We start from the raw sequence: 18,314 nt of genomic DNA, 5'->3' as shown, positions 1-18,314 counted from the left end.
GGACGTCTGCGCGTGCATCGTTATCGCAATCGTGTGGAGGGAGAGGTGGGTGGGCCCGCCGAAGGGGTCCGAACAGTGCGAACACTGCCCGGACCCCGTCGAGCGTCGGTCGAGCGCGTGAGCGACGACCTTACTTGGTTACTTGGTGATGTTCTCGTAGATCGGCACGGAGTCCCAGCCGTACTCGACGTTGCTCACCGTGTCGGCCCAGACGCCGTTGACGTTCGCGTACCACAGCGGGATGATCGGCAGGTCCTTGAGCAGGACCTCCTGGGCCTTCTGGTACGAGGCGTTCGCGTCGTCCACGTCGCTCGCGGCGCTGCCCTCGGCGAGCAGGTCGTCGAACTCGGGGTTCGAGTACTTGCCGTCGTTCGAGCTGCCGTCGGTGGCCATCGTCGGGTACAGGAAGTTGTACAGCGACGGGTAGTCGGCCTGCCATCCCGAACGGAAGGCACCGGTCATGGCACCACCCGAGGCGTCGGTGCGGAACTCGGCGAAGGTCGGGTAGGGCTTGCCCTCGGCCTTGATGCCCAGCGTCTTCGAGATGTTCGCGGTGACCGCGTCCACCCACTCCTGGTGTCCACCGTCGGAGTTGTAGCCGATGGTGAACGTGGTGTCGCCGTAGGGCGAGATCGCGTCGGCCTGGTCCCAGAGGTCCTTGGCCTTGTCGGCGTCGAACGAGAGGACGCTCTCACCCTCGAGCTCGTCGGTGTAACCGGGGATGACGGGCGAGGTGAAGTCCTTGGCCGGCGTCCGCGTGCCCTGGAAGATGACCTTCGTGACGTCGTCGCGGTTGATGGACATCGAGATGGCCTGACGACGCAGGTCGCCCTCTTCGTCGTCACCGAAGTGAGCGAGGTACTGCGGGATCGTCATGCCCTGGAAGACCGCGGCGGGCTGGTTGACGTTCGTGTCGGGGAAGTCGCTCTGGTACGTCTGGAACGCCGCCGGGCCGATCTGGTCGAGCACGTCGAGGTTGCCACCCTGCACGTCGGCGTAGGCCGAGTCGAGCGAGGTGTAGAAGTTGATGTCGAGCCCGCCGTTCTTCGGCTTGCGGTTGCCGTCGTAGTCGGGGTTCGTCTTGAGCTTGATGCCCTGGTTGTGCGTCCAGGCGCCTTCACCGTCGAGCATGTACGGGCCGTTGCCGACCGGGTTCTCGCCGAACGCGGCGGGGTCGGCGTAGAACGACTCGGGCAGCGGCGAGTAGGCCGAGTAGCCGAGGCGCAGCGGGAAGTCGGCCTCGGGGGTGTTGAGCGTGACCGTGAACTCGGTCGGGCTCTCGACGGTGAGGTCGAGGTCGCTCTGCTCGGTGTCGCTGTAGCCCTTGAAGTTCTCGAAGAACGAGCTGCCGGACGAGTTCGCGACGTTGTCGAAGCTCGCCGCCCAGTTCCAGGCCTTCGTGAACGACTCGCTCGTGACGTCGGTGCCGTCGGTGAACTTCCAGCCGTCCTTGAGCGTGACGGTCCACACGGTGGCGTCGTCGCTCTCGATGCTGTCGGCCACCTCGTTCTTGGTGGTGCCGTCGGCGTTGTAGCTGACGAGACCGGCGAAGATCGAGGTGACGATGCGGCCACCACCGGTCTCGGTGGTGTTCGACGGGACGAGCGGGTTCTCGGGCTCGGTGCCGTTCGTCTTGATGATCGCGGTAGCGTCACCGGACGACGTGTCGTCGTCCCCGCTGCCGCTGGCGCAACCGGTGAGGACGAGTGCTGCCGTCCCCACGACGGCGACGGCCGACAGGCCCATGCGCGTCTTCTTCAATGTTCCTCCTGATGCGGGAAAGGACGCAGCACTGTGCCCAGGGGCCGTGCCGCGTTGGATGGTGTGAGCCTAGGCACCCCGTTCGGGCATCACCAAACCCCGACGTCAACGGTTACACGACGGAAACCAACTCGCCGGATCGTTGCGTCGGCACCCGGTTCGTTGCGCGTGGGGCCTGAAGTTCGCATGAATCGGCTGCGAGAAATCCGCCACCTGGCAGGTATTGTTCTCCGCCACGGCAGGAGGCGCGGGTCGGCCCACCCACGCCGGTCCCGTACGATCGCCCCCGTGAGCCGCCCCCAGGACCCCGCCTCCGCCGTGACACCACGCGATGCCCTCGCACCGCGCCCGGCCCCGATGACCCGTGCGCGCCTCCGGGTCGAGATCGCGATCGTCCTCGGCCTCTCGCTCGGCGCGTCGGCCGTGTACTCGGTGCTCTCGATCGTCAACCGGCTCACCCAGCAGACCGCCCTCTCGCAGCAGACCGCCACGCTGAACTCACCACTGAGCAGTCGGGAGTTCTTCGACCTCGCCTACCAGGTGCTCGGCGTCGCGGTGGACCTCGTGCCGGTGGCGCTCGTGGCTTTCCTGTTGTGGCGCGAGGAACGACCCCACCTGGGACGTCTCGGCGTCGACTTCTCGCGTGCCGGACGGGACACCCTCGGCGGCGTCGGGCTGGCCCTCGCCATCGGCATCCCCGGCATCGGCCTCTACCTCGTGGGCAAGGCGCTCGACCTGACGGTCACCGTCGTGCCGACGAACCTCGGCGAGCACTGGTGGACCGTCCCCGTGCTGCTGCTGTCGGCGTTGCGGGCGGGGGTGACCGAGGAGGTGATCGTCGTCGCGTACCTCTTCGCGCGCCTCCGCGACCTCGGTTGGCGCACGTGGTCGATCATCGTGACGGCGGCCCTGCTTCGCGGCAGCTACCACCTCTACCAGGGGTTCGGCGCCTTCGTCGGCAACGTGGTCATGGGCGTCGCCTTCGGCTGGCTCTACGTACGGTTCGGCCGGGTGCTGCCGCTCGTCGTCGCTCACGTCCTGATGGACGCGGCCGTCTTCGTGGGCTACCCGTGGGCCGCCACGACCTTCCCCACCCTCTTCGGGCTGCCGTCCTGACGCACCGGGACGGAACGCCGGGGACGCTCGCGGGCGGAACTGGGTCTTGACACTCGTTCGGGGGGCGAGTCTGATGGACCCACGGGTCGGAGCACCCCGAGCTAGCCACACAGCGTGAGCTGTCCCCCGGGCGTCGATCGGGACGGTCGCCGCTACGTGAACGCCCTCCGCGACACTCGGCGGCCGACGCCCGAGGGACCCAGAGGGAACCGCCAGCACTCGACGGGATCGGGTGCTGGCGGTTTCCCGTCCGAGGCGCGGTCGGCGCCCGACGCGATCTAGGCGAACGCCTCGGCCGGCGGGCAGTTGCAGAACAGGTTGCGGTCACCGTAGGCCTGGTCGATGCGACGCACCGGCGGCCAGTACTTGCTGCGCACGAGCGAGCGGACCGGGTACACGGCCTCTTCGCGGCCGTACTCGGCGGTCCATTCGCCCACGACGACCGACTCGGCCGTGTGGGGCGCACCGCGCAACGGGCTCGACTCGGCGGTGTACCGACCGGCCGCCACGGCGTCGGCTTCGCCCTTGATCGCGATCATCGCGTCGACGAAGCGGTCGATCTCGGCGAGGTCCTCGCTCTCGGTCGGCTCGACCATGAGGGTTCCCGCGACGGGGAACGACATGGTCGGGGCGTGGAAGCCGTAGTCGATGAGGCGCTTGGCCACGTCGTCGACGGTGACCCCGGTCGCGTCGCGCAACGGCCGCAGGTCGAGGATGCACTCGTGCGCGACGAGGCCGTTCTCGCCCGCGTACAGCACGGGGAAGTGCTCGCGGAGGCGGGCGGCGACGTAGTTGGCCGCCAGGACGGCCGCCCCGGTCGCCCGGGTGAGGCCCTCGGTGCCCATCATGCGCACGTAGGCCCAGCTGATCGGCAGGATGCTCGGCGACCCGTACGGAGCACTCGAGACGGGCACGCCGGCGTGGGCGAGACGGTCCCCCTCGGCCGCGGGGGCCGAACCCGGGCGACGGTCGGCCTGCTGGGCCATCGGGTGACCGGGCAGGAAGGGCGCGAGGTGGGCCTTGGCCGCGACCGGACCCACGCCCGGACCGCCCCCACCGTGCGGGATGCAGAAGGTCTTGTGCAGGTTGAGGTGCGAGACGTCGCCGCCGAAGTCACCGAAGCGCGCCACCCCGAGCAGGGCGTTGAGGTTCGCCCCGTCGACGTAGACCTGGCCTCCGGCCGCGTGCACGGCGTCGGTGAGGGCGACGATGTCGTGCTCGTACACGCCGTGCGTCGACGGGTAGGTGATCATGAGCGCCGCGAGCTGGGCCGCGTGCTGCTCGACCTTGGCGCGCAGGTCGTCGAGGTCGACGTTGCCGCCCTCGTCACAGGCCACCACGACGACGCGCATGCCCGCGAGCACCGCGCTGGCCGCGTTCGTGCCGTGCGCGCTCTGCGGGATCAGGCACACCGTCCGCTCGCCGTCGCCGTTCGACAGGTGGTAACCGCGGATCGCGAGGAGACCCGCGAGTTCGCCCTGGCTGCCGGCGTTGGGCTGCAGCGAGACCGTGTCGTAGCCCGTGACCTCGGCCAGCCATCCCTCGAGCTGACCGATCAGGTCGAGGTACCCCGCCACGTCGTCGGCCGGGGCGAACGGATGCACGCCGGCGAACTCGGGCCAGGTGACCGCGGCCATCTCGGTCGCCGCGTTGAGCTTCATCGTGCAGCTGCCGAGCGGGATCATCCCGCGGTCGAGCGCGTAGTCCTTGTCGGCCAGGTGCTTGAGGTAGCGCATCATGCTGGTCTCGCTGCGGTGGGTGCGGAAGACCGGGTGCGTGAGGTAGTCGCTCGTCCGCAGCAGCGCCTCCTGCAGGCCCGAGGGTGCGGCATCGTCGAGCAGCTCGACGCCGAGCACCTCGGCGACGACCCGGACGTCGTCCCGCGTCGTGGTCTCGTCGAACGAGAGACGGACGCAGTCGTCGTCGACGGCGTGCAGCAGGTAGCCCCGAGCGTGTGCCGCGGCGACGATCTCGGCCGCCCGACCCGGCACGAAGACCTGGAGGGTGTCGAAGAACGAGTCCCGCTCGAGCTCGAGCTCGCTCGCCCCGATCGCGGCCGCCAGGTCGGAGGCGTGGCCGTGCACGCGCGTCGCGATGTGCCGCAGCCCCCAGGGGCCGTGGTAGACCGCGTACATCGACGCCATCACGGCGAGCAGCACCTGTGCGGTGCAGATGTTCGACGTGGCCTTCTCGCGACGGATGTGCTGCTCGCGGGTCTGCAGGCTGAGGCGGTAGGCGGGCTGCCCGACGGCGTCCTGCGAGACCCCGACCAGGCGCCCGGGCAGCTGACGCTCGAGCCCCGTGCGGACGGCCATGTAGCCCGCGTGCGGACCGCCGAAGCCCATCGGCACGCCGAAGCGCTGGCTGGTGCCCACGGCGACGTCGGCCCCGAACTCGCCGGGTGCCTCGATCAGCGTGAGCGCGAGCAGGTCGGCGGCGACGACGGCCAGACCGCCCTGGGCGTGGGCCGCCTCGACGACGGCGCGCGGGCTCCAGACGGACCCGGACGCCGCGGGGTACTGGACGAAGAGGCCGAACGACTCGGGCAGCTCGGCGGGGTCGAGCACCGAGAGGTCGAGCTCGACGAGTTCGATCCCGACGGCCTCGGCGCGGCCGGCGAGCAGGGCCTTGGTCTGCGGGAAGGTGTCGCTGTCGACGACGAAGACGTCGGTCTTCGCCTTGGACGCACGGCGGGCCAGCAGCATGCCCTCGACGACGGCCGTGCCCTCGTCGAGCATCGATGCGTTGGCGGTCGAGAGCCCGGTCAGCTCGGCCACCATCGTCTGGAAGTTGATGAGGGCCTCGAGTCGACCCTGCGAGATCTCGGGCTGGTACGGCGTGTAGGCGGTGTACCAGCTGGGGTTCTCGAGCACGTTGCGCTGGATGACGGCCGGGGTGACGGTGTCGTAGTACCCGAGACCGAGGAGGCTGCGCGAGACGCGGTTGCGCCCCGCGAGTGCCCGCAGCTCGGCGAGCGCCTCTTCTTCGCCGATCGGCTCGGGCAGCACGCTGCCCTCGACGGGTGCGGCGTGGATCGCGTCGGGCACGGCGGCCGCGACGAGCGACTCGACGCTGTCGTGCCCGACAGCGGCGAGCATGGTCGCCTGGTCGTCCGGGGTGGTGCCGACGTGGCGGTCGACGAAGCCGGTGGCGACCTGGTCGGACCAGCCGCCGAAGACGGACCCGCCCGTCTGCTCGGCGCTCATTCGGCGGTCAGCGCGACGTACTCGTCGCGCGAGAGCAGGCCCTGGCCGTCGGTCGACGACAGGGTGATCTTGATGAGCCAGCCGTCGCCGAACGGGTCGCTGTTGACGAGGTCGGGGCTGTCGACGACGGCCTGGTTGGCCTCGAGGACCGTGCCGAGCGCGGGGGCGAACAGCTCGCCGACCGACTTGGTCGACTCGATCTCGCCGACGACCGTGCCGGTCTCGACCTCGGTGCCCTCGGCGGGCAGGTCGACGTAGACGACGTCGCCCAGCTTGTCGGCGGCGTAGTCGGTGATGCCCACGGTGGCGGTGTCGCCGTCGATCAGGAGCCACTCGTGCTCGGCGGTGTACTTCAGTGCGGTGAGATCGGTCATGGCCGGTCCTTTCGAGGGAGGGGGTGCCTAGGAGCGCTTGTAGAAGGGCAGCGGGACGACGGTGGCGGCGACGGCGGTGCCGCGGACGTCGACGGCCAGGGCGGGACCGCGGTCGACGACGTCGGGGTCGACGTAGGCCATGGCCACCGGGTGGCCGAGGGTGGGCGACAGCGCGCCGCTCGTGACCTCGCCGACGACGGTGCCGTCGTCGGTGACGACCGGGTAGCCCGCCCGGGCGGCCCGGCGCCCCGTGAGCGTCAGTCCGACGAGGACGCGGGCACCGGCGGCGGGCTCGACGTTCGAGCGCCCGACGAAGTCCTTCGAGGTGTCGACGACCCGGCCGAGCCCCGCCTGGTCGGGGCGGACGTCGAGGCCGAGTTCATGGCCGTAGAGCGGCATGCCGGCCTCGAGACGGAGCGTGTCGCGACTGGCCAGCCCCGCGGGGACGATCCCCCGGGGTCCGCCGGCCTCGGCGATCGCGGCCCACAGCGACGGGGCGGTCTCGGGGTCGACGTAGAGCTCGAAGCCGTCCTCGCCGGTGTACCCGGTGCGCGCGATCAGCACGGGGGCGTCGTCGAAGGTGGCCTGCAGCACGCGGTAGTACCGCAGCGTGGACAGCGGGGCGTCGGGCTGGAGGCGGTCGGCCGTGACGAGTTCGTCGAGCACGCCCTCGCTCTCGGGCCCCTGGACCGCGATCAGCGCGGTGTCGTCGCTCTCGTCGTCCACGGTGACGTCGAACCCGGAGGCGCGGGTCGCCAATGCCGCGAACGCCGCCTCGCGGTTGCCCGCGTTGGCCACGACCAGGAAGTCGTGCTCGTCGAGGCGGTAGACGACCAGGTCGTCGACGATCCCGCCCTCGGCGGCGAGCAGGAGCGAGTACTTCGCCCGCCCGACGGCGATGGTCGAGAGGGTGCCGGCCAGGGCGTGGTCGAGGAAGGCGCCGGCGTCGGGCCCCACCACGGCGATCTCGGCCATGTGCGAGAGGTCGAACAGCCCCGCGGCGGTGCGGACGGCGTGGTGCTCGGCGAGGTCGGAGTCGTAGCGGACCGGCATCTGCCACCCCGCGAAGTCGGTGAAGACGGCGCCGGCGGCGACGTGGACCTCGTGCAACGGGCTGTAGCGCTCGTCGGGCTCGTCGGTACCGGTCAGGTCGTGGGCGTCGCCCGGCCCGGTGGCGATGCCCTCGGTGCCGTCGTCGGAGAGGACGACGTCGCCGTCGAGCACGGCGGACGCGTCGGCACCGCCGAGGTCGTCGTCGTCGGGCCCGGGGGCGGCGGGAAGGTTCGAGGCTGCGTCGGACATCGTGCTCCTGAGAGGGACGGACCGGCCGCCAGGTGTCTCGGCCGGGAACGGTGTCGTGCGGATGGGGCACGACGGGGCAGCCCCGTCCGGCGGTCCGCCGGTCGGGGCTCCCCCTCTGTCATGGGCCTGAGAGCTTCACCGGCCGAGGCCGGTTTTCACCGTGGGCGAGGACCGGCGAGGGGGTCTGTCGACCGCCTCGCGCCTCCTGCTTTTCAGAGTGGCCAGTCCGTCGCGGTACGCGTACCTGAGAGATTGGCGGGGAGCTTGCTCCTTCGGTGCCCGGTCGGCGCAGTCTCTGCGCACCGGGGCTCTCCCGCGACGTGTTCGTGGCCCGATGTTCGATTGTGGCGCCAGCCTAGCGTCGTCGTGTGACACGCAGGTTTCGGGATCTCACGCGATCCGGGCCACCCGGACGACGACGGACGCCCCGACCGGGTGCGGTCGGGGCGTCGTGGGGTCGTGCGGGTGCGTCAGACGGCGCGGGAGGGCTGCCCGGGCTCGGGCGAACCGGCCGCCTCGTGCTCGGCGACGAGCTTGCGCACGTCGTCCGCCAGTTGGGCGACGCCCTCGGGCAGCATCTCGAAGCCCTCGCGGTTGCCCGGGTTGACGACGAGACCGGTCTCGGCCGGGATGGCCTGGACGAGTTCGGCCGCCGGGAGGGTCGCCGAGAACTCGGCGACGCCCTTGACCTGCTCGCCGATCATGTCGACGTGGGTGAAGGCGGCCAGCATGGGCACGCCCTCGCGGTCGAAGAGCACGGGCTGCAGGTCGTTCAGCGACTCCTGCGCGTCGGTGGCCGTGGCGACGACGACCTGGGCGTTGACGAACTCGGCGAGCACGCTGTTCATGTCGCCCTCACCCGCCTGGCCCTTGCTGATGGCCTGTTCGAGTGCGGTCTTTTCGCGGTTGTCCGTGTCGGTCATCCGACCAGCCTGCCGGGCGAACCTCCGTGTCGGCTCAGCGTCGCGCGTGGTGGGCGGCCCGGCCACTCGCTACCCTGTGCAACACCCCGCCGTGTCGCACCCACCTCGAGGAGCCCTCGTGCCCCGCAGCCTCCGCCCGTCCCCCCGAACCGCCCCGGCCCTCGCCGTCACGGGCCTGGCCCTCGTGCTGCTCGTGTCCGGGTGCGCCGGGGGCGCGCCGGCCTCGTCCCCGGGCCCGACGGCCGCGGCGTCGCGGACGCCCACGCCCACGGTCTCGGACGACGCGACGGCCCTGCCCGACGCCACCGCGCTCCCGACGACCGAGCCGCCCGCCCCCGCCACGGCCCAGGCCCAGGAGGCGCCTCCTGCCTGGCACGCGTGCGTCACGGCGATCGGTCAGCAGTACACCGACCTGCCGTACCTCGGCGACGTGTGGGCCTACGAGGCCGACGACGTCCGCGACAGCGCCACGGGCGCGGTGGCCACCGTCACGATGGGCCACCTCGCCGACGGCCGCCCCGCGACGGAGTGGACCTGCCAGATCTCGGGCACCCCCGACGCCCCGGTCGTCGACTCCGTCACCCCGGCCGACGTCTGAGTCCGGTCACGGACCACCGCGCCGGGGGCCGACCGCCTCACCGCGCGACGGCGACGACGACCGTGCCGTCGATCTCGTCGTCGCGCACGACCCGGGCCCGCAGGCCCGCGGCGACCAGCGCCTCCTGCGTGTCGGGAGCCTGACGCTCGCTCGTCTCGAGGACGAGGGTACCGCCCGGTGCCAGCCACTCGCCGACCTCGGCGGCGATCCGTCGGTGGAGGTCGAGCCCGTCGGCCCCGCCGTCGAGGGCGAGCGACGACTCGTGGAGGCGCGCCTCGGGCGGCAGGGACGAGATCGCCCCGGTCGGCACGTAGGGCGCATTCGCCGCGATCACCCGGAACCGGCCGCGCAGCGACGGGGGCAGCCCGTCGAACAGGTCTCCCCGGACGACGGTCCCCCTCCCGTCGAGGTTGCGACGGGCGCAGTGCACGGCGGCCGGGTCGAGGTCGGTGGCCCAGAGGTCGAGACCGGGGTGCTCGGCGGCGAGCACGGTCGCGACGGCGGCGGCGCCGCAGCAGAGCTCGAGCACGGCGGGGGAACGGGTCGCCGGACCGTCGCCCTCGTCCACGGGTGCCGCATCGTCCACGAGCGCCGCGGAGGCCTGCCCCAGGACCAACTCGGTCCGGCGGCGGGGCACGAAGACGCCCGGCTCGACGACGATCCGCCGCCCCGCGAACTCCGCCCAGCCGAGGATCTGCTCGAGCGGTCGTCCGGCGACGCGGTCGGCGACCATCAACTCGAGCGCGTCGGCGTCGGGCGCGTCGGCATCGGCCTCGGGCCGGGTTCCGGCGACGGGCCGGGTTCCGGCGGCGGGCCGGGTTCCGGCGGCGGGCCGGGTTCCGGCGTCGGCGGCGGCCACCAGCAGGCGCGCCTCGTCCTCGGCGAAGACGCAGCCCGCGGCTCGGAGGCGACGCGCGACGATCAGCTCGCGGTCGGCCTCCGGGATCGTCACGCGCCCACGCTAGACCGACGCGTAGGCTGACGAGACCCGACGGCACGAGGGAGAACATGAAGCCGCTGACCGAGACCGACATCCGCGAGTCGTTCGTCAACGCCCTGCCGGGCGACCTCGACCGCCTGCCGATCCCCGGACTGCACGAGATGCTCTGGGAGGAACGCGAGTTCCTCGGCTGGCGCGATCCGCAGGCCCATCACCGCGGCTACATCGTCCACTGGATGGACGGCCGACCCGTCGGACTCGTCGTCCGGTCGTCGAGCAGTTCGCTGCGCCCCGGCATCGCCGCCATGTGCTCGCTCTGCCACTCACCCCAGCCGGCCACGCAGGTACGCCTCTTCACCGCCCCCAAGGCCGGCGAGGCCGGGCTCAACGGCAACACGCTCGGCACCTACATCTGTGAAGACCTCGCCTGCTCGCTGCTGATCCGGGTCGCTCCCCCGCACCTCAACCCGCCCGAGCAGATCGCCCGCCGCTCGGCCGGACTCGCCGAACGGGTGCAGGGCTTCACGGCCAACGTCATGAAGACCGCCTGACGCGCGGCCGTCCCGCCGACCGCACCGCGCCTCCCGTCGTCCCCCACCCGCTCCCCCTCCCGTCACCACCGAAAGGCACCGTCGTGTCCGTCGTCAAGATCAACGCCATCCACGTCCCCGAGGGCTCCGGCTCCGAGCTCGAGAAGCGCTTCGCCGCCCGCAAGCACTCGGTCGACGGGGCGGAGGGGTTCGAGGGGTTCCAGCTGCTGCGTCCCGTCAAGGGCGAGGACCGCTACTTCGTCGTGACGACCTGGCGCAGCGAAGAGGACTTCGCGGCCTGGTCGGCCGACGGCGCCAAGGCCGCCCACGCCCGCCCCGGCGCATCCGGCGACGCCCCGCGCGGGCCCGTCGCGACGGGTGCCGACCTGCTCGAGTTCGAGGTCGTCGACCTCTGACCGGGACGGTCGCGCCGGGGCGTCCGGCCGGCGTCGGCACGGCTCGTTCGACGTCGAGCGACCGGGGGCGAGGATGACAGCGATCTCCAGGCTTCGCGCGTAGTCTCCTGCCCAATCGCCGACCCGCTCGGGGCCCGGCGTGAGAGGTCGCGATCGTCATGAAGAAGTCCACCCGCTGGGCCACCGCCGCCGCCGTCCCCGTGGCCGTCATCGCCGCGAGCATCGTGGTCCCCGCCGTCTCGGCCACGGCGGACGTCGACCTGCCCGACAAGACGCCGCAGCAGGTGCTGGCCCTCGCCGCCTCGAGTTCGGGAGCGTCCTACTCGGGCACGGTCGAGCAGACCTCCGACCTCGGGCTGCCCGACGTGTCGGCCCAGGCCACGGGCGGCGGATCGTCGTCCGACGCCGCCGGTGCCCTCGAACTGCTGACCGGCAGCCACACGGCCAAGGTCTACGCCGACGGCGCCACGAAGCAGCGCATCCAGGTGATCGACCAGCTCGCCGAGCGGGACGTCATCCGTGTCGGGTCGAGCGTGTGGGCCTACGACTCGAAGACGAAGGAAGCGACGCACGCGACGCTGCCCGACCAGGGGAGCACCCCGACGCCGAGCGCCCTCCCCGACGGCACCGCCGTGCCGCAGACGCCCGCCGAACTGGCCGACCTCGTCCTGTCGTCGGTCGAGCCCACGACGACCGTCACGGCCGACTCCGACGTGAGGGTGGCCGGACGCGACGCGTACCAGCTGGTCCTGACCCCGAAGGACTCCTCGACGCTCGTCGCGAGCGCGACCCTCACCGTCGACGCCGAGACCGGCGTCCCACTCAAGGTGGTCGTCGCCGCGAAGGGGCAGAGCGATCCGGCGCTGTCGGCCGGCTTCACCTCGGTCGACTTCGGCGCCCCCGCGGCGTCCGTCTTCGCGTTCACTCCCCCGGCGGACGCGACCGTGACCGACGTGACCGTGCCGACCGGCGCCTCCGGACGGTCGCACGGTGACGCGGCGCACGCCGAGAAGGCCGTCATCGGCTCCGGCTGGAGCACGATCGTCGGGGTCACCCCGGCTGCCGGGTCGACCGACGGCACCTCGTCGATCGATGCCGACGCCCAGGGTCTGCTCGACCAGCTGACCACGAAGGTCGACGGCGGCCGGGTGCTCGAGACGTCGCTGGTGTCCGTCCTGCTGACCGACGACGGTCGGGTGTTCGCCGGGGCGGTCGACGCCTCGACCCTGCAGGCCGCCGTGGCCGGGCAGTGACCTCCGGCCGGTGAGCCTCGACACCCCCGCCGCCCGGGTGCCCGCCGTCGGCGACGCACCCCGAGGGGCGTTCGCCGTCGAGACGACGGGCCTGACGAAGCAGTTCGGACGCCAGCGCGCCGTCGACGGAGTCGACCTCGCGGTGCCGCACGGCAGCGTCTACGGGTTCCTCGGTCCGAACGGCTCGGGCAAGACCAGCACGATCCGCATGCTTCTGGGGCTCACCTCGGCGTCGAGCGGCGACATCAGGGTGCTCGGCGGGTCGATGCCGGACGACCTGCGCCGCGTCCTCCCCCGCGTCGGCGCCCTGGTCGAGGGTCCGGCGTTCTACCCGTTCCTGTCGGGACGGGCGAACCTGCACCGCCTCGACTCGGGCGACCGCTCGGCCCCGGCCTCGACGAGACGCGCCCGGGTCGACGCCGCCCTCGACCGCGTCGGCCTCGGTCACGCGGCGTCGAAGAAGGCCCACGCCTACTCGCTCGGCATGAAGCAGCGCCTCGGCATCGCGAACGCCCTGCTGATGCCGCGGGACCTGCTGGTGCTCGACGAGCCCAGCAACGGCCTCGACCCGCAGGGCACGCGCGAGGTCCGCACCCTCATCCGTTCCCTGGCCGACGAGGGCACGACCGTCTTCGTCTCGAGCCACCTGCTCAGCGAGGTCGAGCAGATGTGCACGCACATCGGCGTGATGAGCGCCGGGCGGCTGCTGACCCAGGGCACGCTCGACGACCTGCGCGCGCTCGGCACGCACCGGGTCCGCCTGCTCACGCCCGATCCGGACGCCGCCCGCGACGTGCTCGTCCGCCTGGGGCTCTCCCCCGAGGCGCGGGCACGGCCCGACGCGACGCCCGCGACCGCGGGTGGTGCGGTCGGCGTCGAGGCCGAGCTCGCGGTCGACGGGCTCTCGCCCGAGTCGATCGTCGCGGCGCTCGTCGCCGCGGACGTGCGCGTCCGCGGGTTCGAGGTGGCCGGTGCCAGCCTCGAGGACCGGTTCGTCGACCTGACCGGGGAGGGCTTCGATGTCGCCGGCTGAGGCCGCGGGCGCGCGTCCCGACGCCGCCCCCGCCGTCGACCGCCCCCGGAGCGCGCTGGGCCTCGGCCTGCTGGGCAGCGAGCTGGCGGTGCTCTTCCGCCGCGTCCGCACGATCGCACTGCTCGCCGCGCTGGCCCTCATCCCGGTGCTGCTCGCGGTCGCCGTGCGCGTCACGTCGTCCGACGGCGGCGGTGGTCGCGGGCCCGCCTTCCTCGGCGACATCACCCAGAACGGCCTCTTCGTCTCGCTCACCGCCCTCACGGTGGCGATCCCGCTCTTCCTCCCGCTGACCGTCGGCGTCGTCGCCGGCGACACGATCGCGGGCGAGGCGAGCCTCGGCACCCTGCGGTACCTGCTGGTGACGCCGGTGGGCCGGGTGCGCCTCCTGCTCGTCAAGTTCACGGCGGCCGCGGCGTTCTGCCTCGCCGCCACGCTCGTGGTGGTCGTGTTCGGGGCGATCGCCGGGGCCGCGCTGTTCCCGGTCGGGCCGGTCACCCTGCTCTCCGGGCAGACGATCGGCCTGGGCGAGTACGCCCTGAGGCTGCTGCTGATGGCGCTCTACGTCACGATGTCGTTGCTCGGCCTGAGCGCCATCGGCCTGTTCGCCTCGACGCTGACGAGCGTGCCCGTCGGGGCCATGGCGGCCACGATCGTGCTCTCGACCGTCGCCCAGATCGTCGATGCGCTGCCGCAACTGGACGTCCTGGACCCCTGGCTGTTCACGCACCACTGGCTGGGATTCGCCGACCTCATGCGCGACCCGGTCTCGTGGGACTCGTTCGGCGCCAACGCCCTGCTGCAGGCCGGCTACGTCGTGGTCTTCGGTGCCCTGGCGCTCGGCCGGTTCACCACGAAGGACGTCCTGAGCTGAGCCGTCGGCGCGCCCGTGTCGGCGGTCGCGGTTACCGTGGATCGGTGCTTTCCCGTACCCGCCGATCCCGCGTCCCCTCCCGCCCGTTCCGCCTGACCGTGGCGGCGTCGCTCGCCACCGTGGCCCTGCTCGCCGCGACCGGCTGCACGTCCACGTCGACCGACGACGCCGACGGGCGCACGGCCCTCGTCACCCACCAGCAGGAGGCGCGGGTCACGGTGGTCGGCGGCGCCACCGCCCCGAGAGAGGGCCGTCAAGGCCAGCCGGTCGCGGTCGTCGCAGCGGACGGGGACGCGGCGGGCCAGGCGGAGGCGGCCGACGAGGCGGAGCGACTGGGCGTGCCCCTGCTGCTCGCCCCGGCGGGGGCGCCGACGGCGTCGCCGTCCGCCGGCCCGTCGAGCGACAGCCCCACGACCGGGCCGTCCGTCCTGGCGGCCGAGCTCGACCGGCTCGGCGTAGAGACCGTGCTGGCGGTCGGCGACGTGGGCGCGATCGACGGGGCGGGCGTCGAGATCGCGAGCCGCGCCTCCTCGGTCGACGTGCCCGACCCGGCGACGCCCCTGGACGACGTCCTCGCCGTCGTGGCCGGAGCCGAGGACGTCGCGGCCACGGCCACAGCCCGGGCCGCGGGTGCCGAGGTCCAGGCCCTGCCCGAGGGGGTCGTCGACCTTCAGGCCTCCGGTGAGGCGATCGACGCGCTGCACGCCTCGACGACGACCGACACCGTCCTGATCGGCTCGTCCTTCTCGACCGTGCGCGACGCCGCGTGGTCGGTCGCGGCGGCCCGGTCCGGGGCACAGCTGCCCGGCGGCGGCCAACGGTTCTTCCCGGACCGGCGGTTCGTGGCGCTCTACGGCGCGCCCGGCATCGGGGCGCTCGGCGTCCTCGGCGAGCAGGACGTCGCCGCGACCGTGCAGCGTGCCGCCGACGTCGCGGCGAGCTATGACGCGGCGAGCGACCGTCCCGTGGTGCCGATGCTCGAGGTCATCGCGACGGTCGCCGCCGGTGCCGCCGGGGACGACGGCGACTACTCGAACGAGCTGTCGGTCGAGAGCATCGAGCCCTACGTGGACGCGGCCGTCGCCGCGGGGCAGTACGTGGTGATCGACCTGCAGCCGGGTCGGGCGGACTTCCTCAGCCAGGCGAAGCGCTACGAGTCTCTGCTGTCGCGGCCGAACGTCGGCTTGGCCCTCGACCCCGAATGGCGCCTCGAGGCCGACCAGGTGCCGTTGCGCCAGATCGGCGGGGTCGAGGCGGGCGAGGTGAACGCCGTGTCGACCTGGCTGGCCGACCTCGTGGCCTCGAAGGGTCTGCCGCCGAAGATGTTCGTGCTGCACCAGTTCCGACTCGACATGCTGCGCGACCGGGCGTCGATCGACACGTCGCGGCCCGAGCTGGCCATGCGTGATCCACGCCGACGGTCAGGGCTCGCAGCCCGACAAGCAGGCGACCTGGCGCACGCTGCACGACGGCGCTCCGGCCGGGGTCGCCTGGGGCTGGAAGAACTTCTACGACGAGGACGCCCCGATGCTCTCGCCCGAGCAGACCATGGCCGACGTGTCGCCGACGCCCGACCTCGTGACGTACCAGTAGCCCACCACCCGGGTCGCCCCGGCGACCCGTGCGGACGATTCACCGGCAGGTGGACGAAGATGAGGAGTCCGAAACCGACCGATGGGAACGCAGCACCGTGGCCACGAACGACGAAGTCGACCTGATCATCGACGCCTGGGCCCGCGAGCGCCCCGACATCGACTTCGCACCCCTCGACGTCTTCTCGCGCCTCCGCCGCCTGTCGCGGCGCCTCGACCGGATCCGCAGCGAGGCGTTCGCCCATGCGGGCCTCGAGATCTGGGAGTTCGACGTGCTCTCGGCCCTCCGTCGGGCCGGCGACCCCTTCCAGCTCAGCCCGAAGCACCTCGTCACGGCGACCATGGTCACGAGCGGTACCATGACGAACCGACTCGACCGTCTGGTCGAGCGCGGCCTCGTCGAACGCCACGGCGACCCGAGCGACGGCCGCGGTGTGCTGGTGCGCGTGACCGAGGACGGCATCGCGCGGGTCGACGCCGCCATGCTGAGTCTGGTCGACGCCGAGAGCGCACGGCTGCACTCGCTGTCACCCGCCCAGCAGGCCCAGCTCGCCGACCTGCTGCGGCTCGTCGGCGACGAGTTCAGCTGACGGCGTCGGGCCGGTCGGGAGTCAGCTCGAGAACGCCGAGCTCGGCAGATCCTTCTCGCCGTCGACGATCGCCCGCACGATCCGCTCGGCCACCGCGTCGGGGTCGAGGGCCGCGCCGAACGTCGGCGCCTTCCCGGCGACCGCCCGCGTGGCGAGGCCGGTGTCGGTGTGCCCCGGGCGCGCGTCGAGCATGCGGATGCCGTCTCGCCGGTACTCGCGTCCGGCGGCCGACGCGAAGGACGCCAGGGCCGCCTTGGACGCCGAGTAGGCGGCCATCCCCACGGTCGCGGCCTCGGACACGACGCCGCTGATCGTCACGACGAAGGGTTCGCGACCGGCCGCCGCGGACTCCGCGAGGGCGGCGTGCGCGGCACGCACCAGACGGATGGGTCCGAGAGCGTTCGTCTCGACGAGTTCGTCGAGCGTGTCGTCGTCGAGGTCCTTCGCCGCTCCGAACGCGACGACGCCCGCGGCGACCACGACGCCGTCGAGGCGTCCGTGCTCGTCGAGCGCCGACCGGACCAGCGCCGCGCCTCCCGACCGGTCACGCAGGTCGGCGAGGTAGGCGCCGGGGCCCGAGAGCGACTCGGGTCGTCGGGCCGCGCGGACGACGACGGCCCCCTCGTCTTCGAGCATCGCCGCGAGACGCTGCCCCAGTCCGCCGGACGCACCGGCCACGAGCACCACGGCTCCGTCGAGATCGGTCATGCCGCCGACCCTACGCGCGCGTCCCGGTGGGACGCCGGGGCGAGGGACCGCAGGAGGCGCGGGTCGCGTCACGCGGACGCGCGCACCACCAGCTCGGTCGGCAACGTCATGGCGGCCGGCTTCTCGCCGTCGATGACCTGCAGGAGCAGGCGCACCATCTCGCTGCTGATGCGGTCGAACGGTTGACGCATGGTCGTGAGGGCCGGCGACGTCGCGGTCGCGACGCTCGAGTCGTCGAAGCCCGCGACCGCGACGTCGTCCGGCACGAGCCGCCCCGCGGCCGTCAGGGCGTCGATCGCCCCGGCGGCCATGCGGTCGGTGGCGGCGAAGACGGCGTCGAGGTCCGGCCGTTCGGCGAGCAGGGACTCCATCACGACGCGGCCGCTCTCACGCCCGTAGTCGCCGTGGCGCACGAGCGCGTCGTCGGCGTCGTCGCCCAGCTCGGCCCGGTAGCCCTCGAGGCGGGTGATGCCGCCGGGGGTGTCGGCGGGGCCGGCGATCGTGGCGATGTGCCTGCGCCCCAGGCCGCGGAGGTACGCGACCATCTCGCGCGCGCCCTCGCGGTCGTCGGCGGCCACCCACCCCATCTTCTTCTCGTGGCCGATCGGGATGCCGCAGGCGATCGCGGGGACCCCCGACTCGACCACGTCGGCGAGCAGCCTTCCGCCGCTGTGCGCCGAGACGAGCAGGACGCCGTCGACGTGCCCGGCCCCGATGTAGGCCAACGCCCGCTGCTGTTCGGCAGGCGACCCGGCCATGATCAGCACGAGCGAGACGTCGCGCTCGGCGAGCGCCGAGGCCGCCCCCCTCAGCAGGATGGAGAAGTTCGGGTCCTCGAAGAGCTGTTCGTGGTCCTCGGTGAGCAGGAAGGCGACCGAGCCGGTGCGGTTCGTCGCGAGGCTGCGCGCGTGCGGGTTGACGCGGTACCCGGTGGCCTTGATGGCGGCGTCGACCGCGGTCTTGGCCTCGGGACTGACCCACCGGCCGCCGTTCAGGGCCCGCGACACCGTGCCCCGCGAGACGCCGGCGGCGGTCGCGACGTCGTCGATGGTCGGTCGGCCGCGGCCGGTCGTGCTGCTCACGCGGCCAGCATAGGGTGCG

17 protein-coding genes and 2 riboswitches are annotated in these 18,314 nt (G+C 72.6%); of the genes, 9 read left to right on the top strand and 8 right to left on the bottom strand.

The features are described 5' to 3' along the window. Positions 1–138: 138 nt before the first annotated feature. Positions 139–1,761, bottom strand: coding sequence for a peptide ABC transporter substrate-binding protein (locus OVA02_RS06020; protein ID WP_056048711.1), 1,623 nt, complete (start codon positions 1,759–1,761; stop codon positions 139–141). A gap of 357 nt (positions 1,762–2,118) precedes the next feature. Between OVA02_RS06020 and OVA02_RS06015 the strand changes: the two genes are divergently transcribed. Then, the gene (locus OVA02_RS06015) at positions 2,119–2,877 is read left to right on the top strand and encodes a CPBP family intramembrane glutamic endopeptidase (protein WP_267659685.1); all 759 of its coding nucleotides are present in this window, start codon (positions 2,119–2,121) and stop codon (positions 2,875–2,877) included. 278 nt (positions 2,878–3,155) lie between these two features. On the opposite strand, the gene gcvP is transcribed toward OVA02_RS06015, so the two are convergent. From gcvP to OVA02_RS05995, 4 genes are all read right to left on the bottom strand, one after another. Beyond that, on the bottom strand, positions 3,156–5,975 hold the full coding sequence (gene gcvP / locus OVA02_RS06010; protein ID WP_233568505.1) for an aminomethyl-transferring glycine dehydrogenase: 2,820 nt from the start codon (positions 5,973–5,975) through the stop codon (positions 3,156–3,158). A gap of 104 nt (positions 5,976–6,079) precedes the next feature. Beyond that, complete coding sequence (gene gcvH / locus OVA02_RS06005) at positions 6,080–6,457, bottom strand: glycine cleavage system protein GcvH (protein ID WP_056048718.1); 378 nt, start codon at positions 6,455–6,457, stop codon at positions 6,080–6,082. Between the two features lie 27 nt (positions 6,458–6,484). Beyond that, positions 6,485–7,606 carry a glycine cleavage system aminomethyltransferase GcvT gene (gene gcvT / locus OVA02_RS06000; protein ID WP_216844374.1) on the bottom strand — a complete coding sequence of 374 codons (1,122 nt, stop codon included), beginning with the start codon at positions 7,604–7,606 and terminating at the stop codon, positions 6,485–6,487. Between the two features lie 261 nt (positions 7,607–7,867). Continuing rightward, positions 7,868–7,980, bottom strand: a riboswitch (glycine riboswitch). A 1-nt stretch (position 7,981) separates the two neighbouring features. Next, positions 7,982–8,085, bottom strand: a riboswitch (glycine riboswitch). Positions 8,086–8,229: 144 nt separating this feature from the next. Next, positions 8,230–8,682: an SseB family protein gene (locus OVA02_RS05995; protein WP_054144917.1), complete on the bottom strand. Its 453-nt coding sequence runs from the start codon at positions 8,680–8,682 to the stop codon at positions 8,230–8,232. Positions 8,683–8,800: 118 nt separating this feature from the next. Here OVA02_RS05995 and OVA02_RS05990 point away from each other — a divergent pair, with 118 nt between their 5' ends. Next, on the top strand, positions 8,801–9,280 hold the full coding sequence (locus OVA02_RS05990; RefSeq protein WP_267659416.1) for a hypothetical protein: 480 nt from the start codon (positions 8,801–8,803) through the stop codon (positions 9,278–9,280). A 37-nt stretch (positions 9,281–9,317) separates the two neighbouring features. Here the strand turns inward: OVA02_RS05990 and OVA02_RS05985 are convergent, their stop codons facing one another. Continuing rightward, the gene (locus OVA02_RS05985) at positions 9,318–10,232 is read right to left on the bottom strand and encodes a putative protein N(5)-glutamine methyltransferase (protein WP_267659415.1); all 915 of its coding nucleotides are present in this window, start codon (positions 10,230–10,232) and stop codon (positions 9,318–9,320) included. 56 nt (positions 10,233–10,288) lie between these two features. On the opposite strand from OVA02_RS05985, the gene OVA02_RS05980 reads away from it, so the two are divergent. The 7 genes from OVA02_RS05980 (at position 10,289) to OVA02_RS05950 (ending at position 16,505) form a co-directional block, all read left to right on the top strand. Further along, positions 10,289–10,771 (top strand): FBP domain-containing protein, encoded by a 483-nt coding sequence (locus OVA02_RS05980; protein ID WP_056048726.1) that lies wholly within the window; start codon positions 10,289–10,291, stop codon positions 10,769–10,771. Positions 10,772–10,854: 83 nt separating this feature from the next. After that, positions 10,855–11,166: an antibiotic biosynthesis monooxygenase family protein gene (locus tag OVA02_RS05975; protein ID WP_267659414.1), complete on the top strand. Its 312-nt coding sequence runs from the start codon at positions 10,855–10,857 to the stop codon at positions 11,164–11,166. Between the two features lie 158 nt (positions 11,167–11,324). After that, positions 11,325–12,419: a LolA family protein gene (locus tag OVA02_RS05970; protein ID WP_267659413.1), complete on the top strand. Its 1,095-nt coding sequence runs from the start codon at positions 11,325–11,327 to the stop codon at positions 12,417–12,419. Positions 12,420–12,456: 37 nt separating this feature from the next. Then, the gene (locus tag OVA02_RS05965; RefSeq protein ID WP_267659684.1) at positions 12,457–13,452 is read left to right on the top strand and encodes an ABC transporter ATP-binding protein; all 996 of its coding nucleotides are present in this window, start codon (positions 12,457–12,459) and stop codon (positions 13,450–13,452) included. Further along, positions 13,439–14,323: an ABC transporter permease gene (locus OVA02_RS05960; protein ID WP_267659412.1), complete on the top strand. Its 885-nt coding sequence runs from the start codon at positions 13,439–13,441 to the stop codon at positions 14,321–14,323. The genes OVA02_RS05965 and OVA02_RS05960 overlap by 14 nt, the downstream gene beginning before the upstream one ends. 44 nt (positions 14,324–14,367) lie before the next feature. Next, a complete protein-coding gene (locus tag OVA02_RS05955) occupies positions 14,368–16,041 on the top strand; it encodes a hypothetical protein (protein WP_267659411.1) in 1,674 nt (557 codons plus the stop codon). Next, complete coding sequence (locus OVA02_RS05950) at positions 16,014–16,505, top strand: MarR family winged helix-turn-helix transcriptional regulator (RefSeq protein ID WP_043596034.1); 492 nt, start codon at positions 16,014–16,016, stop codon at positions 16,503–16,505. Before OVA02_RS05955 ends, OVA02_RS05950 begins: the two co-directional genes overlap by 28 nt. 21 nt (positions 16,506–16,526) lie before the next feature. Here OVA02_RS05950 and OVA02_RS05945 read toward each other — a convergent pair whose 3' ends face one another. After that, positions 16,527–17,213: an SDR family NAD(P)-dependent oxidoreductase gene (locus OVA02_RS05945; RefSeq protein ID WP_267659410.1), complete on the bottom strand. Its 687-nt coding sequence runs from the start codon at positions 17,211–17,213 to the stop codon at positions 16,527–16,529. A gap of 68 nt (positions 17,214–17,281) precedes the next feature. Continuing rightward, positions 17,282–18,295, bottom strand: coding sequence for a LacI family DNA-binding transcriptional regulator (locus tag OVA02_RS05940; protein ID WP_267659409.1), 1,014 nt, complete (start codon positions 18,293–18,295; stop codon positions 17,282–17,284). Positions 18,296–18,314 lie beyond the last annotated feature (19 nt).

Source organism: Frigoribacterium sp. SL97 (genome assembly GCF_026625765.1).
GTDB lineage: Bacteria > Actinomycetota > Actinomycetes > Actinomycetales > Microbacteriaceae > Frigoribacterium.
Note: the sequence above shows the minus strand (reverse complement) of the source record. Positions and strands in the feature narration are given on the sequence as shown.

What these genes read in the sequence shown, in the direction of transcription:
- OVA02_RS05960 (WP_267659412.1), top strand. Translation starts at nt 13,439, where the DNA reads ATGTCGCCGGCTGAGGCCGCGGGCGCGCGTCCCGACGCCGCCCCCGCC.
- gcvP (WP_233568505.1), bottom strand. Translation starts at nt 5,975, where the DNA reads ATGCTCGCCGCTGTCGGGCACGACAGCGTCGAGTCGCTCGTCGCGGCC.
- OVA02_RS05980 (WP_056048726.1), top strand. Translation starts at nt 10,289, where the DNA reads ATGAAGCCGCTGACCGAGACCGACATCCGCGAGTCGTTCGTCAACGCC.
- OVA02_RS05995 (WP_054144917.1), bottom strand. Translation starts at nt 8,682, where the DNA reads ATGACCGACACGGACAACCGCGAAAAGACCGCACTCGAACAGGCCATC.
- gcvH (WP_056048718.1), bottom strand. Translation starts at nt 6,457, where the DNA reads ATGACCGATCTCACCGCACTGAAGTACACCGCCGAGCACGAGTGGCTC.
- OVA02_RS05945 (WP_267659410.1), bottom strand. Translation starts at nt 17,213, where the DNA reads ATGACCGATCTCGACGGAGCCGTGGTGCTCGTGGCCGGTGCGTCCGGC.
- OVA02_RS06015 (WP_267659685.1), top strand. Translation starts at nt 2,119, where the DNA reads ATGACCCGTGCGCGCCTCCGGGTCGAGATCGCGATCGTCCTCGGCCTC.
- OVA02_RS05970 (WP_267659413.1), top strand. Translation starts at nt 11,325, where the DNA reads ATGAAGAAGTCCACCCGCTGGGCCACCGCCGCCGCCGTCCCCGTGGCC.